The organism is Falsiroseomonas stagni DSM 19981 (assembly GCF_900114315.1).
GTDB classification, from domain to species: domain Bacteria; phylum Pseudomonadota; class Alphaproteobacteria; order Acetobacterales; family Acetobacteraceae; genus Falsiroseomonas; species Falsiroseomonas stagni.
On record NZ_FOSQ01000032.1, the window covers coordinates 1 to 13144 of the forward strand.

12 protein-coding genes are annotated in these 13144 nt (G+C 70.5%); 6 read left to right on the plus strand and 6 right to left on the minus strand.

The genetic code is table 11. From position 1 onward, the window contains the following. Positions 1 to 277 (plus strand): transposase (locus BM041_RS29425; protein WP_175533890.1); only part of this gene is annotated, 277 nt, incomplete at its 5' end. Between the two features lie 449 nt (positions 278 to 726). Here the strand turns inward: BM041_RS29425 and BM041_RS29430 are convergent. Genes BM041_RS29430 through BM041_RS29440 form a run of 3 tightly spaced genes read right to left on the minus strand, consistent with a single transcriptional unit; the run spans position 727 to position 3544 of the window. After that, positions 727 to 1749 (minus strand): PDR/VanB family oxidoreductase, encoded by a 1023-nt coding sequence (locus BM041_RS29430; RefSeq protein ID WP_092963617.1) that lies wholly within the window; start codon positions 1747 to 1749, stop codon positions 727 to 729. A gap of 15 nt (positions 1750 to 1764) precedes the next feature. Further along, the gene (locus BM041_RS29435; RefSeq protein WP_092963619.1) at positions 1765 to 2490 is read right to left on the minus strand and encodes a GntR family transcriptional regulator; all 726 of its coding nucleotides are present in this window, start codon (positions 2488 to 2490) and stop codon (positions 1765 to 1767) included. Between the two features lies 1 nt (position 2491). Continuing rightward, the gene (locus BM041_RS29440; protein WP_092963621.1) at positions 2492 to 3544 is read right to left on the minus strand and encodes an aromatic ring-hydroxylating dioxygenase subunit alpha; all 1053 of its coding nucleotides are present in this window, start codon (positions 3542 to 3544) and stop codon (positions 2492 to 2494) included. A 258-nt stretch (positions 3545 to 3802) separates the two neighbouring features. Here BM041_RS29440 and BM041_RS29445 point away from each other — a divergent pair, with 258 nt between their 5' ends. Then, complete coding sequence (locus BM041_RS29445; protein WP_092963623.1) at positions 3803 to 4786, plus strand: Bug family tripartite tricarboxylate transporter substrate binding protein; 984 nt, start codon at positions 3803 to 3805, stop codon at positions 4784 to 4786. Positions 4787 to 4839: 53 nt separating this feature from the next. Here the strand turns inward: BM041_RS29445 and BM041_RS29450 are convergent, their stop codons facing one another. Next, positions 4840 to 5295: an Lrp/AsnC family transcriptional regulator gene (locus tag BM041_RS29450; protein WP_092963625.1), complete on the minus strand. Its 456-nt coding sequence runs from the start codon at positions 5293 to 5295 to the stop codon at positions 4840 to 4842. Positions 5296 to 5405: 110 nt separating this feature from the next. Here BM041_RS29450 and BM041_RS29455 point away from each other — a divergent pair, with 110 nt between their 5' ends. Both BM041_RS29455 and BM041_RS29460 read left to right on the plus strand, forming a co-directional pair. Next, on the plus strand, positions 5406 to 8834 hold the full coding sequence (locus BM041_RS29455) for an indolepyruvate ferredoxin oxidoreductase family protein (protein ID WP_092963627.1): 3429 nt from the start codon (positions 5406 to 5408) through the stop codon (positions 8832 to 8834). A gap of 182 nt (positions 8835 to 9016) precedes the next feature. Beyond that, positions 9017 to 9589 carry a hypothetical protein gene (locus BM041_RS29460; RefSeq protein WP_217648896.1) on the plus strand — a complete coding sequence of 191 codons (573 nt, stop codon included), beginning with the start codon at positions 9017 to 9019 and terminating at the stop codon, positions 9587 to 9589. 45 nt (positions 9590 to 9634) lie between these two features. Here the strand turns inward: BM041_RS29460 and BM041_RS29465 are convergent, their stop codons facing one another. Beyond that, positions 9635 to 10351 (minus strand): response regulator transcription factor, encoded by a 717-nt coding sequence (locus BM041_RS29465; RefSeq protein ID WP_092963629.1) that lies wholly within the window; start codon positions 10349 to 10351, stop codon positions 9635 to 9637. Continuing rightward, the gene (locus tag BM041_RS29470; protein WP_092963631.1) at positions 10348 to 11949 is read right to left on the minus strand and encodes a sensor histidine kinase; all 1602 of its coding nucleotides are present in this window, start codon (positions 11947 to 11949) and stop codon (positions 10348 to 10350) included. Before BM041_RS29470 ends, BM041_RS29465 begins: the two co-directional genes overlap by 4 nt. 257 nt (positions 11950 to 12206) lie before the next feature. On the opposite strand from BM041_RS29470, the gene BM041_RS29475 reads away from it, so the two are divergent. Next, entirely contained in the window at positions 12207 to 12779 is a 573-nt protein-coding gene (locus BM041_RS29475) for a hypothetical protein (RefSeq protein WP_092963633.1), read from the plus strand. 166 nt (positions 12780 to 12945) lie between these two features. After that, a partial coding sequence (locus tag BM041_RS29480) for a calcium-binding protein (RefSeq protein WP_408735421.1) occupies positions 12946 to 13144 on the plus strand: 199 nt, incomplete at its 3' end.

A 13144-nucleotide genomic window follows, 5' to 3' on the forward strand; every position in this document is an offset into this window, starting at 1 on the left:
CGAGGAGGACGTGCTCGCCTACATGCACTTCCCCGCCGCGCACCGCACGAAGCTGCATTCGACCAACCCGATCGAGCGCCTCAACGGCGAGATCAAGCGCCGCACCGACGTCGTCGGCATATTCCCCAACGAAGCCGCCGTCGTCCGCCTGGTCGGCGCCATCCTCCTCGAGCAGTCCGACGAATCGGCAACCCAGCGCGCCCGCTACATGACCCTGGAAGCCATCAGCACCGTCAGCGATAATGCCACCGTCAGGCTCTCGGCCGTGCCAGCCTGACCCGGCAGCCCAACCCGCCGAGAATCATCGCGCTCCTACACCACGCGATGGGACACGACCCCTCCCGATTTTGCAGGATCAGCGAATCACAGCTGAAGCCAATAACGGCATCACCCTTGAGGCATTCCTTCAGGGCGCCGGTATGAGGTCTCGACAACCCAACCCTACCAAGGATCACCGCGGCCGCCGCCCGGGGCGCTCCGCTACGCTCGTCCAGGAGCTTCGCTCCGCCCCCCAGGCCCCGTCGCTCCTAAACCACTATCCGGGGCGCGACCGCCGGACGCCGTTGATGATCGTGGCGTCCCGCTTCAAGGACCAGGACCGACTCGCCTGCGAGCAGGGATGGTTCGATTGGAATGCGCAGCGCGTAGCGGTCTTTGCTGGGGAGCTTTTTCACGCTCCGCGCAGCGCACGCAATACCGGACGGTGATTGCCACCCCGCCTCGCGCTCACGCTGGAGAGGCGACTGCTGGCCCGCGGCCGGGCGCCAGCGGTGCATCGCCTCGCCAGGGCGGATCGATCGTGATGCTGTTCCCGACCACGCGGGAGACGCAGGCGCACAGCCGGCGGTTCTCACCGTGCTGGCGGTCGGAGAAGAAGACGTCCCGGTGGTCGATCCGGCCCTCCACCGCCAGGACGTCCACGGCGCATAGGCCGCATTCGCCCCGCCGGCAGTCCGACAGGACGCCGATCCCGGCAGCCTCCAGCGCCTCCAGCATGCTGCCATCGGCGGGGACGTCGATGTCCCGGCCGAGCCGCGGGATGCGCACCGTGAAGGCGCGCGGGTCGGCATGGCCGGAGGAGCCGAAGGTCTCGAACACCAGTCCGGCAGATGGACGCCCCGCGGCAGACCAGGCGCGCCGCGCCGCCTCCAGCAGCCCGATCGGGCCGCAGACATAAGCCTCCGCGCCAGGCGCCAACTCGGCGAAGGCCTGCCGGAGGTCCGGACGTCCCGCCTCATCCTCGGCCCGGACCACAAGGGCATCGCCCAGCAAGGCGCCGAGTTCGGGCAGATAGGCCATGCTGCCGCGTGAGCGGCCTGCATACAGCAGCCGGAAGCGCGCACGCTGCCGCAGCAGGGCCTCCGCCATGCCGATCAGCGGCGTGATCCCGATGCCTCCTGCCAGCAACAGGATTTCCGGCGCGCCGGGGGCCAGGTCGAAGTGACTGCGGGGGCGGGAGATCGTCAGCCGGTCTCCGGGCTCCAGCGCCCACATCGCGCGCGACCCGCCGCGGCCGGCATCCTCGCGCTGAACGGCGATGCGCCAGGCGCTGTCTTGCGGCCTGGCGCCGACCAGCGAGTAATGCCGTATGGCCGGGCGGCCATTCACCTGGAGTTGGATGCGCAGATGCGCGCCGGGGGCGTAGGCGGCTGCTCCGGCATCCGGCGCCAGCGTGAATTCGCGGATCCCGGGGGTCAGCATCCGGGTCGCGCGCAGCGTCGCCGGGATCCAATCGTCATCGCGTTGCATGGCGTTCTTCCACCCTCAGGCCCAGCTGCGTCGCCGGATCAGCGCGCCGCCGGGCACGAGGCGCAGCGATTCCTGGTTTCGCATGACGAAATCGAGGTTTCGTCGCGCCAGGCGGGCATGTTCGCGCATCAGGGCTTCGGCGCGCGCGCCCTCCCGGTGCTCGATCGCCTCGACCACGCCCCGGTGATGTTCCTGCGCGGCGGTGAGAACGCGGTGCGCCTCGGGCAGCGCGGCCTGGGCGAGGACGAAGCCGGAGGGGGATGCGAAGGGCAGCGCGACCACCCGCCCGATCTGCCGCGCCACCACCGCGCTGCCGGCGGTCTCCACCAGCAATTCGTGGAAATGTGCGTTGAGGGCGACGTAGTCCGTGAAGTTGCCCTCCCGGATTGGGGGGCTGGTGGCTTCGTCCATACGTGCGATCAGCCGCTTCATCTCGGCCAGCGCCGCCGCGGGCGCGCCGCGTTCGGCGGCGAGCCGCGCAGCGTGGCCTTCCAGCGTGCCGCGCAATTCGATGGCGTCCTGGATCTCCTCCTCCGCGAAGGAGCGGACGGCGAAGCCGCCGGACGGGATCGGCTCCACCAGGCCTTCCTCCGCCAGCCGCGCCAGCGCCGCGCGGACCGGGGTGCGGGACGCGCCCAGGCGTTCCGCGACCGAGGGTTCGGACAGGCGCTCGCCGGGCGGCATCTCACCGCTGACGATCAGGTCGCGCAGGCGGAGCTGCACGGACAGGGTCTGTGACATCCTATTCGGCCGCCATCACCTGGGGTGGGCGTTCTGCGGCGATCATCGCCTGGATGATGCGGCGCGCCCACATCGACCCTGCGTCGATGTTGAGGTTGTAGAAGACGTGGTCTGGGTGTTCGTCCATGGCGCGCTGCTGCGCCTCCACGATCGCCTCGTCCTGCGCGAAGATGCGCGTCACGCCCTGCTTGATCTGCGTGGTGACCAACTGCTCGTGCAGCCGGTAGTCACGCGCATTCGCCCAGAAATAATGGCAGGTCCGGTCGGTGGCGGGGGTGATGGTGTTGATCACCACCATGCTGACGCCCTGGCTGCGATCGCCCTGGGGCGCGCCGGTGCCTGTGGCGGCGACGCCGACATCGATGGCGACGGTGCAGGGGGCTTCGAAGCGGATGATCTGCCACCGGTCGACTCGGCCGGGCCGCCCGAACTGGGCGCGCCAGAAGGGTGGCGGCTCAATGTCGATCATCCAGCGCGTGACGGTTGTGGTGCGTTCGCCATGGGTGACGTCGAAGGGCGCTTCGGCGACGTGGTCGTCGCCGATGCTGTCGGCGTGGATGAAGGTCTCGTGCGTCAGGTCCATCAAATTGTCCACGATCAGGCGGTAGTCGCACTGCGCGTGGATGAGGCTGCCATCGCCGGCCCAGGCTGGGTCGTTGTTCCAGCGGAGGTCGGGGATCAGCGCCGGGTCGGCCAAGGCGGGGTCGCCGGGCCAGATCCACACGAAGCGGTGCCGCTCCACCACCGGGAAGCTGCGGATCCGGGCGGCGGGGTTGATGGTTTCCTGGGATGGCATGTGGGTGCAGCGGCCGCGGGCGTCGAAGCGCAGGCCGTGATAGCCGCACTGGACCTCGTCGCCGCGCAGCCGGCCCATGGAGAGGGGCAGGAGCCGATGCCAGCAGGCGTCGAGGAGGGCGACGGCCTGGCCCTCCGTGGTGCGGTACAGGACGAGTTTGCGGCCGCAGATGGTGCGCGGGAGGAGGTCGCGCTTGACCTCGTGGTCCCAGGCGGCGGCGTACCAGGCGTTGAGGGGAAAGGTCTGGTCGGTAGGCATGATGCTTGCGTCCCGGCGGCGTGTCGGGGCTGTATACAGACTGTCCTTTTTGTCGGCAACCCGGATCGAAAACCGCCCTGGACGAGCGCCCGTCAGGGTGTCCGTGGCGTCGCCATCCCCGTTACACGGCCGGCTGTCGGGCTGAATCGTAATGTATGGACGAGACGTCACCTCTTCCTGCATACAGCCGCGCAATGGCGGACGCCGGACCAGCCCGGAGCCCGTTCACGCATTGCCGTTACGGAGGATCTTCAGGAAATGCCCATCACTCGCCGCCACGCCGCGCTGGCGATGCTCGCCGCGCCCCTCCTGCCGCGCCCGGCGCTCGCCCAGGCCGAAGCCTATCCGGCCCGCGCGCTGCGGTTCGTGGTGCCCGTCGCCGCGGGCGGTTCGGCGGATGCGCAGGCCCGCCTGGTGGCGCAGCGCCTGTCCGAACGCTGGTCGCAGCCCGTGGTGGTGGAGAACCGTCCCGGCGCCAATGGCATCGTCGCCGCCCAGGCCTTCCTCCAGGCCCCGCCCGATGGCCATACCGTCTTCGCCACGCCTTCCGGCCCCATCGCCATCAACCCGCATCTGTACCGGCGCCTGCCCTACGACCCGATGCGGGACTTCGCCTTCGCCTCCCTGATCAGCATCATCCCGCTGGTGCTGGTCGTGCATCCTTCGGTGCCGGCCAACACGCTGCAGGAATTCCTGGCGCTGTCGCGGCGACTCGGCGATGGGCTGACGCATGCCTCCGCCGGCATCGGCACGCCCTCCCACCTGACCATCGCGATGACCCGCTCTATGGGCCAGGGCGGCAACCCGACGCATGTGCCCTTCGGCGGGTCGGCGCCGGCGCTCACCTCGCTCGTCGGTGGCCAGACCATGGCGATGTGGGATGCCGCCTTCTCGGCCGCGCCCTTCGTCCGCGACAACCGGTTGAAGGCGATTGCGGTCGCGCATCCGGAACGCCTCGCGATGCTGCCCGGCGTGCCCACAACGGTGGAGCAGGGCGTGCCAGACCTGATCTCCTCCACCTGGATGAGCCTCTGCATGCCCGCCGCGACCCCCGCCGACCGCGTGCGCCGCTTCGCCGCGGAGGTCGACCAGATCCTGCGCGTGCCGGAGATGCGGGACAATCTCGCGGCGCAGGGCGCCATCGTGCGTGGCGGCACGCCCGAGGAGTTCGCGGCCTTCGCCCGCGCCGAGTCCGACAAGTGGGGCCGCCTGGTGCGAGAGACCGGCGCGACGATGGATTGATGTCCGGGGCGGCGCCGCCAACCGGGGGCGCCGCCTTCGTCACCCCGGCAAGCTCAACCCGGCACCGGCGCCATCTCCTGCTTCAGGCATTTCAGGGCGAAGCTGGTGCGGGTGTGCCGGATGCCGGCCAGGCGATACAGCCGTTCCCGCAGCAGCGTCTCGTAGCCCTGCGTGCCGCTGACGGCGACCTTGATCATGTAGTCGTATTCGCCCGTGATCAGGTGGCATTCCAGCACTTCGGGGATGGCGTTAACCGCCGCCTCAAAGCGGCGCAGGCTTTCCTCGTCATGGCGCTCCATCATCACCTCGATGAACACCGTGTCCGGCAGGCCAAGCGCCGCCTGGTCCAGCAGCGCGGCATAGCCGCGGATCACGCCCGCCTGTTCCAGCCGCTTCACCCGCGTCCAGCAGGGCGAGGGCGAGAGCCCCACCTCCTCGGCCAGTTCGGCGTTGGTCAACCTGCCCCGCCGGGCCAGGGCCCGAAGGATCTTCCTGTCGATGAGGTCCATGCGGCAGATCCTCCCGTTCTTTCGGCGCTGCACAACAGACTACGGCAGGACTCCCTGGTGCGGCCAGGGCATCCTCCCTATGGTCAGGGTCAAGATACGGGAGACGTCGCATGGGCAGCCTGAAGCGCCCCGAAGCGAGCCTCGATGACAAGTGGGACCTGGCCGGGGAGCCTGTGGTCCTCACCGGCATCCAGGCTCTGGTTCGCCTGCCCCTGCTGCGGCGGGAGCTCGATCGGGCCCTCGGGTGGAACACCGCGGGCTACATCAGCGGCTACCGCGGCTCGCCCATCGGCGGCTACGACAAGGAGCTGGAGAAGCAGGCCGCGCGGCTGGCCGCGGCGGACATCGTCTTCAATCCCGGGCTGAACGAGGATCTGGCGGCGACCGCGGTCTGGGGCACGCAGCAGGTCCCGCTTTCTGCCGGCGCGAGGCATGAAGGCGTCTTCGGCATCTGGTACGGCAAGGGCCCTGGGCTCGACCGCAGCGGGGACGCGCTGCGCCACGCCAATTCCGCCGGCACCTCGCCCAAGGGCGGTGTCCTGGCGCTGTCGGGCGACGACCCCTCGGCGAAATCCTCCACGGTGACCTCGGGCTGCGAGATCACCTTCCAGGACCTCGAGATTCCGCTGCTCGACCCCGCCGAGGTCGCGGAGGTGCTGGAATTCGGCGTGAAGGGCATCGCGCTGTCGCGCTTCGCCGGCACCTGGGCCGGGATGAAGTGCATCGCGGAGACGATGGACGCCTCCGCCACGCTGCGGGTCGATCCCGGTGCCTATGTGACCCATGCGCCGAACGGGGTGGAGATGCCGCCGGGCGGGCTGCATCTGCGCATCCCCGATCCCTCGGCGCTGGACCAGGAAAGCCGGCTGCGCCGGTTCAAGCTGCCGGCGGCCGTCGCCTTCGCGCGGGCCAATGGCTTCGACCGTCTGGTGATCGACCCACCTGCCGCGCGCTTCGGGATCGTCGTCCGCGGCAAGGCCTTCGCCGCGCTGCGCCAGGCCCTGGCCGATGCCGGAATCACGCCCGACATCGCGCGGCGCGGCGGGCTGCGCATCTGGAAGGTCGGCCTCGCCTGGCCGCTGGATGCGGAGGGTGCGCGCGCCTTCGCCGAGGGGCTGGAGGAGGTGCTGGTGGTGGAGGACCGCCGCGCCTTCCTGGAGCCGCAGCTGAAGAACGCCTTCTACGGCCTGGATCGCCGCCCGCGCATCGTCGGCAAGCAGGATGAGCGCGGCGCGCCGCTGCTGTCCGACCTGTCGGAACTCGACACCGCGCAGATCCTGCGCGCCCTGGCTGCCCGCCTGCCGGACGGGCTCCGCACCGAAGCGCTGGCGGCGCGCATCGCGGAACTGGATGCGCTGGCGCGTGCGGCGGCGGAGCCGCTGGTGGTGCGGGAACCCACCTTCTGCCCGGGCTGCCCGCACAATACCTCCACCCGCCTGCCCGAGGGCTCCCGCGCCATGGCGGGCATCGGCTGCCACTGGCTGACCACCAAGATGCCGGAGCGCAACAGCCAGCCCTTCACCCATATGGGCGGGGAGGGCGTCACCTGGCTCGGCATCGCCCCCTTCACGGAGGAGGCGCATGTCTTCGCCAATATCGGCGACGGCACCTTCACCCATTCCGGCAGCCTGGCGCTCCGCGCCGCCGTCGCGGCGAAGGCGAACATCACCTACAAGGTGCTGGTCAATTCCGCCGTCGCCATGACCGGCGGCCAGGCCGTGGAGGGCGCGCCCGGCGTGCCGCGCATCGCGGCGCTGGTGCGGGCGGAGGGCGTGCAGCGCATCGCCGTCGTCGCCGACGACCCCGATCGCCACAAGGACCATCCGGAGATGCCGTCCGGCATCACCTATCACCATCGCAGCGCGCTGGATGCCGTGCAGCGGGAATTGCGGGCTGTGAAGGGCGTCAGCGCCCTCATCTACGATCAGGAATGCGCCACCGAACGCCGCCGCAAGCGCAAGCGCGGCACGGCGGCCGTCGCGGAACGCCGCGCGGTGATCAACCCGCGGGTCTGCGAGGATTGCGGGGAATGTTCCCGCGTCTCCAACTGCATCGCGGTGGAGCCGCTGGAGACGCCCTGGGGCCGCAAGCGCAAGATCGAGCAATCCGGCTGCAACCAGGACCTGTCCTGCGTGCAGGCTTTCTGCCCGTCTTTCGTCACGCTGCTGGGCGCGGAACCGGCGCGGCCGGCATCGCCCGCGCGGCCCGACGGCGCGCTGCCGGACCCCGTGCTGCCGCTACCCGTCGATGGGCGCGCCTGGAATGTGATGGTGGCCGGTGTTGGCGGGCAGGGCGTCACGGCGCTGGGGGCGATCCTGGCCATGGCCGCGCATATGGATGGGCGGCCGAGCCGCAGCGTGGATACGCTGGGCTTCGCGCAGAAGGGCGGCGGCGTCTATGTGCAGCTGCGCATCGGCCAGCCCGGCACGGATGAAAGCACCATCCCGGCCCCGCGCATCGGGGCGGGCCAGGCGGATCTGCTGATCGCCTCCGACATGGTGGTGGCGCATGGGCGCAATGCGCGGCCGCTGCTCGGCGCCGATCGCACGGTCGCGCTGGTGAATGCGGACCTTGCCCCCACCGCGCAATTCGTGCGGGACACCAGCACCCGCTACGATGATGCGGGGATGATGGCGAGCCTTGCTGCGGTGACGCGCGAACTGCATGCCGTGAATGCCGCGAGCGAGGTGACGGAAGCCTTCGGCGATGCGATCTACCTGAACATCTGGCTGCTTGGCATGGCGTTCCAGCGCGGCCTGGTGCCCGTTTCCGCGCCCGCCATCGAACAGGCCATCCGGCTGAATGGCGCGCAGGTCGAACGCAACCTGGCCGCCTTCGCACTCGGCCGCCAGGCTGCCCTGGAAGGCCGGGACGCCGCGCCGCGCGGGCCGGAGGCGCTGGAGGCGCTGGTCGCCCGCCGCATCGCCGACCTGACGGACTACCAGGATGCGGGCTACGCCCGGCGCTATGCCGATGTCGTCGCGACAGTTCGCGGGGCGGAACAGGCCGCGCTGCCGGATGAGGAGCGGCTGTCCCGCGCCGTCGCCACCCAGCTCTATCGCCTGATGGCCTTCAAGGATGAGTATGAGGTCGCGCGGCTGCACAGCCTGCCGGAATGGCAGGCGCAGCTCGCCACGCAGTTCACCGGCACGCAGCGGATCGAGATGCACCTCTCCCCGCCGGCGATCTCGAAGCAGGACCCGAATACCGGCCTGCCGGCGAAGCGCGCCTTCGGGCCCTGGATGCTGCGCGCGATGGGGCTGCTGCGGCATGGCAAGCGGCTGCGCTTCACGCCGCTCGACCCCTTCGGTCACACGGAGGAACGCCGGATGGAACGCGCCCTGGTCGCCGAATACCGGGACACGATCCTGGCCTTCCTGCCGCACCTCTCCCCCGCCAGCCATGCCGCGATCTGCGACTGGGCGGAGGCCGCTTCGGGCATCAAGGGCTTCGGCCCTGTGAAGGCCCGCAACGTCGCGCGCACCCGCGCCCGCTGGGCGGAGATCGCAGGCGGGATCGCGGCATCCCGCCCGTCTTGAGGCGCACCCCGGAGGAGGGGTTGCGGGGGGCGGGGGCGGTCGCCGCTTCCGGCCGCGGCGTTCATCCTGCGTTCATCTGCCGCGCGTGCCGCGTTCATGCCCCCGACAGCCGGCTGCCATCACGGTAGGCCATCTTCCGGTCAGGGGCGCAGTGCCAGCGCCCGGAAGATGGAGATGTCAGCATGTCCCGTATCGCCCGCCGCGTTACCTTCGGCTTCGGCCTTGCCCTCGGCCTGTCCACGGTCGGCTTCGATGCCGCGGCGCAGACGTCGCTCCGCAACGACAACATCACGTTGGAGGAGGTCGTCGCCGCCCAGCGCGCCTGGGGCGAGGGCCTGGTGAGCATCGCGACAGCACATCGTGAAGGCGGGCCGGAGCGTGGCCGCGCGGTCGCGGCCCAGGTCCTGGATGGTGCCTATGGCTACGCCGCCGGCCCGGTGCTGTTCAAGCCCACGCTGACCCAGGGGGCGCAGACCTTCCGCGTCACGCGCGAAGGGGCGCTGGCCTACTTCGCCGGCGGCAACCCCGCCTTCCCGAATGACAGCGGCTTCGCCTTCAACAACTGGGCCCGGGTCGAGGTGGCGAACGCCGCCATCTTCATCGTCGGTCGCATGGCGATGACGCAGGGCAATGTCCGCCTGATCGATACGCAGGGTCGCGTGACGACGGTGGACAAGAGCTGGGGCTTCCATCGCGACGATGCCGGCGTGGTGCGGATTGTCCTGCACCATTCCTCGCTGCCGTACACGCGCTGAGGATGCGGCGGGCGGGTGCCACGGCGTCGGCGCCCGCTTTTCGCCTCAGCCCTTGGGTGGCGACGCATCCAGCCGGTAGCCGAGGCCGCGCACCGTCTCGATCATCGGCGTCGGGAAGGGGTCGTCGACCTTGGCGCGCAACCGCCGGATATAGACATCGACGACGTTGGTCAGCGGATCGGTGCTGGCGCCCCAGGCGGCGGCCAGGATGCGTTCGCGGCTGAACACGCGGCCGGGCGCGGAGATCAGCAGGTCGAGCACCGCGAGTTCCCGTGCCGTCAGCCGGATCTCCACGCCGGCCCGGCGCGCGACGCAGCGCCCGCGGTCCAGTTCCAGGTCACCCACGCGCAGGCAGTCCGGCCTCGCCGGCCTCGTCTCCCGCCCCCGCCGGCCGAGGGCCTCGATCCGTGCCAGCAACTCCTCGAAGGCGAAGGGCTTGGCGAGGTAGTCATCCGCCCCGCCGCGCAGCCCGGCGACGCGCGCCGCCGTGCCGTCATTGGCCGTCAGCACCAGGATGGGCAGGTCGTTGCGCTCCGCCCGCAGCGTCGCTAGCACCTCCATCCCCGACAGGCCTGGCAGGTTCATGTCGAGGATCATCATGGCGGGTTCGCCCGTGGCGGCACCCTCCCGCGCCAACTCCCGCGCGGCCTCCAGCCCATCCGGCCCTGTACGCGCCAGGCGGATGCGATAGCCTTCGGCGCGAAGGCCGCGTTCCAGGAAGCCGGCGACACGCGCGTCATCCTCGACGATCAGGACATTCATGCCGCTGCCTCGTGCCGGACCAGGGGAAGGCGCAGCCGCGCCACGGTGCCGCCGCCGTCGCGGACGGACAGGATGACATCGCCGCGCATGCGTTCGGTCAGGGCGCGAGCGATCGCCAGGCCGAGCCCGGTGCCATCGGCGCGGTGGTCGCGCGCCGCGGCGGATCGATAGCCGCGGGCGAAAAGCCTCGGCACCTCCTCCGGCGCGATCCCGATGCCGCGGTCCAGGACCTCGAGCAGCCACTCCCCCCGCACGGCGTCGATCGTCTCGCTCACCACCACCTCGCCACCGGGGTGGGAATAGCGCACGGCGTTGTCCACCAGGATGCCAACCACCTGCCGCAGCCGGCCGGCATCGGCCATCAGGATGGCGGTGCCGGCGGCAGGCGAATGGTGCATGACAACGCCGCGTTCCCCCGCCATGACCCGCCCGGCCTGGACCGCTGCCAGCATCTGCGCCGCGGCCGGAACCTCCGCCAGGTCGACCGCCAGCGCGGCAGCCTCCGCGCTGGCGAGAACGAGGACGTCCTCGATCAACACGCCGAGGTCGAGCGCCGTCGCGCGGATGCGCGCCAGAACGTCCCGGTATCCCTCGGCGTCCATCGCGCGCGCCCGCAGCGCCACCTCCGCCTCGCCCCGGATCACGGTGGCGGGTGTCCGCAATTCATGGCCGATATCGGCCAGCAATTGGCGGCGCTGCGGCTCGGCCTGCGCCACCTCGTCAAGCGCGCGCCTCAGGTCGCGGGTGCGGGCCGCGACTTCGTGCTCCAGCCCCTCCCGCAGCGCGCGTTCCGCCGCCTGGCTGCGCGCCAGGTCCGATGCCATCTGGTTCATGCAGGCCGCCAGTTCGCCGAATTCGTCCCGGCCCATGCCATCGATCCGGTGGCCGAGATCGCCGCGCGCCAGGGCGGCCGCGCCGGCGCTGAGCCGCTCCACCGGCCGCCGCAACGCCACGGTGAACAGCACGGCGAGGAGGATGGCGAGGCCGACCAGCGTGGCGGTGCCGGCCGTGACCACCTGGCGCACCCGCAGCAGCGACGCGTCCGCGGCTTGGCGTTCCTGCGCGACGGAGGCCGCTTCGGCCCGGATGCCGACGCGGAGGATCTGCCTCAGGTCGCCGGCATCGGCCGCGGCGAACAGGGCGTCGAGCCGCGCCCAGGCCGCGACGGGATCAGGGGGCGGTGGCTGGCCGGGCAGTCGTCCGACCTCGGCCCGGAGCGACTGGATCGCGGCTTGCAGCGCGGCAAGGGCGGCCTGCCGGGGTGCATGCTGCGACAGATCCTTGCCGCGCGTCCGGTCCAGCCGTTCCGCCATGTCGCTGGTCGCGCGCAGTGTCGCGATGCGATCCGTCATGGATGCCAGCAGGCCCTCACCGACCCCCGGATCGGGCCGCGCGCCCATGAGCGTTTCGAGCGACCAGGTCTGGAGGCGGAGCTTCTCCGCCGAGAGTTCGAGCAGCCCCGCCTGCAGATCGGCGGAAAGGCGCCCGCGGAGGATGCGATGCTCGGCTTCGCCCGCGACCCACCAGGCCATGCCGCCCAGCGCGACCGCCAGCGAGCCCATCAGGAGGAATGCGACGCGGAGCCGGCGGGAGAACATGCGTTCCGCATACGATCCGAGGGATCGGATGTCGAGGGCGTGGCTGCGGTGGGAGATGCTGGCGGAGGAGATGCGACCGGATACAGGCGGTCGCTGAACTGGTGTGAAAGCTGGACGCCTCCAAAAGCCCTCTGCTTACGCGGCGCGGGCTGATTCACGGATCCCCTGCTGAGCGGGGATGCGGCCATGATCGCCGCGCCGAAGCAGCGCAATAGCGAGGTGGAGTGGGCGGACATAAGGGCCAGGTTCCCGAAGGCTTGGCGGACAAACCCGCTTGGCTGCGCCACAAGGACCGCGATGTGCGCTGGTCGGTGATGTTCTCCCAGGCCAAGCCCCGCGAGGATGGGGCGCAGATCGATCTCGCGCTGGAGGCCCTTGGCTACAGGAACCACGTCTCGATCGACCGGCGACATGGACTGATCGGTGTCTGGACCGGCACGCATGCCGCGGCCCATGACGGCGCGCGGCTGGAGGAGGTGCTCGACGCCAGCAACACCGATGGCGGTGTCTGGGCGGACAACGCGTGCCACTCGGCGACGAACGATGAGATGTTGGGCGCGCGGGGCCTGGTGTCGCGCCTTGACCGCAAGAAGCCGAAGGGGCGGCCGATGTCGGGGCGAACGCGGCGGGCGAATGCTGCCAGGTCGGCGATACGCGCGACGGTGCAGCACGTGCTTGCGCATCAGAAGGGACTGATGAGTGTCGTCCTGCGCATGATCGACCTGTTCCGAGCGCGGGTGACGGTCGGGCTGGTCGACCTCGCCTGCGGCATGCGGCGCCTCGTCTGGCTCAGTTGCCGCGGTGAGCGCGCATCGCGGCCGTGCGGCTGACAGCGGGGCGCTGTGGCTCCTCGATCTGTCCTCAGTAGACCTGCCGTGCGTCGCGGTCGCACCGCGGCGCCACCACCGGCCATCTGTGCGACAAAAATCCACGCGAAGCAGCGTTGTTGGGGGTTTCCAAGCAAAGTAGGCGACGGTAGCAAAAGAGGCGCCCCACATGGCCACGGTGATCGCTACTGCGGGGAATGACACGCTTAGTGGCGGCATTCTCGCCGATACACTGAATGGCGGCGCGGGCAATGATACCCTAACGGGTGGTCTTGGTAGCGATCTGTTCGTCATCGGTGCCGGCACCGACAGGATCACCGACCTCGGCAATGGGGCGGATGTGCTGGTGGTCTCGGCCGGCGCCGCGG

Excerpts from the sequence above, each read along its gene's own strand:
- BM041_RS29430 (WP_092963617.1), bottom strand. The coding sequence starts at position 1,749 with ATGCAACGCGATGACGATTGGATCCCGGCGACGCTGCGCGCGACCCGG.
- BM041_RS29435 (WP_092963619.1), bottom strand. The coding sequence starts at position 2,490 with ATGTCACAGACCCTGTCCGTGCAGCTCCGCCTGCGCGACCTGATCGTC.
- BM041_RS29440 (WP_092963621.1), bottom strand. The coding sequence starts at position 3,544 with ATGCCTACCGACCAGACCTTTCCCCTCAACGCCTGGTACGCCGCCGCC.
- BM041_RS29445 (WP_092963623.1), top strand. The coding sequence starts at position 3,803 with ATGCCCATCACTCGCCGCCACGCCGCGCTGGCGATGCTCGCCGCGCCC.
- BM041_RS29450 (WP_092963625.1), bottom strand. The coding sequence starts at position 5,295 with ATGGACCTCATCGACAGGAAGATCCTTCGGGCCCTGGCCCGGCGGGGC.
- BM041_RS29455 (WP_092963627.1), top strand. The coding sequence starts at position 5,406 with ATGGGCAGCCTGAAGCGCCCCGAAGCGAGCCTCGATGACAAGTGGGAC.
- BM041_RS29460 (WP_217648896.1), top strand. The coding sequence starts at position 9,017 with ATGTCCCGTATCGCCCGCCGCGTTACCTTCGGCTTCGGCCTTGCCCTC.
- BM041_RS29465 (WP_092963629.1), bottom strand. The coding sequence starts at position 10,351 with ATGAATGTCCTGATCGTCGAGGATGACGCGCGTGTCGCCGGCTTCCTG.
- BM041_RS29470 (WP_092963631.1), bottom strand. The coding sequence starts at position 11,949 with ATGTTCTCCCGCCGGCTCCGCGTCGCATTCCTCCTGATGGGCTCGCTG.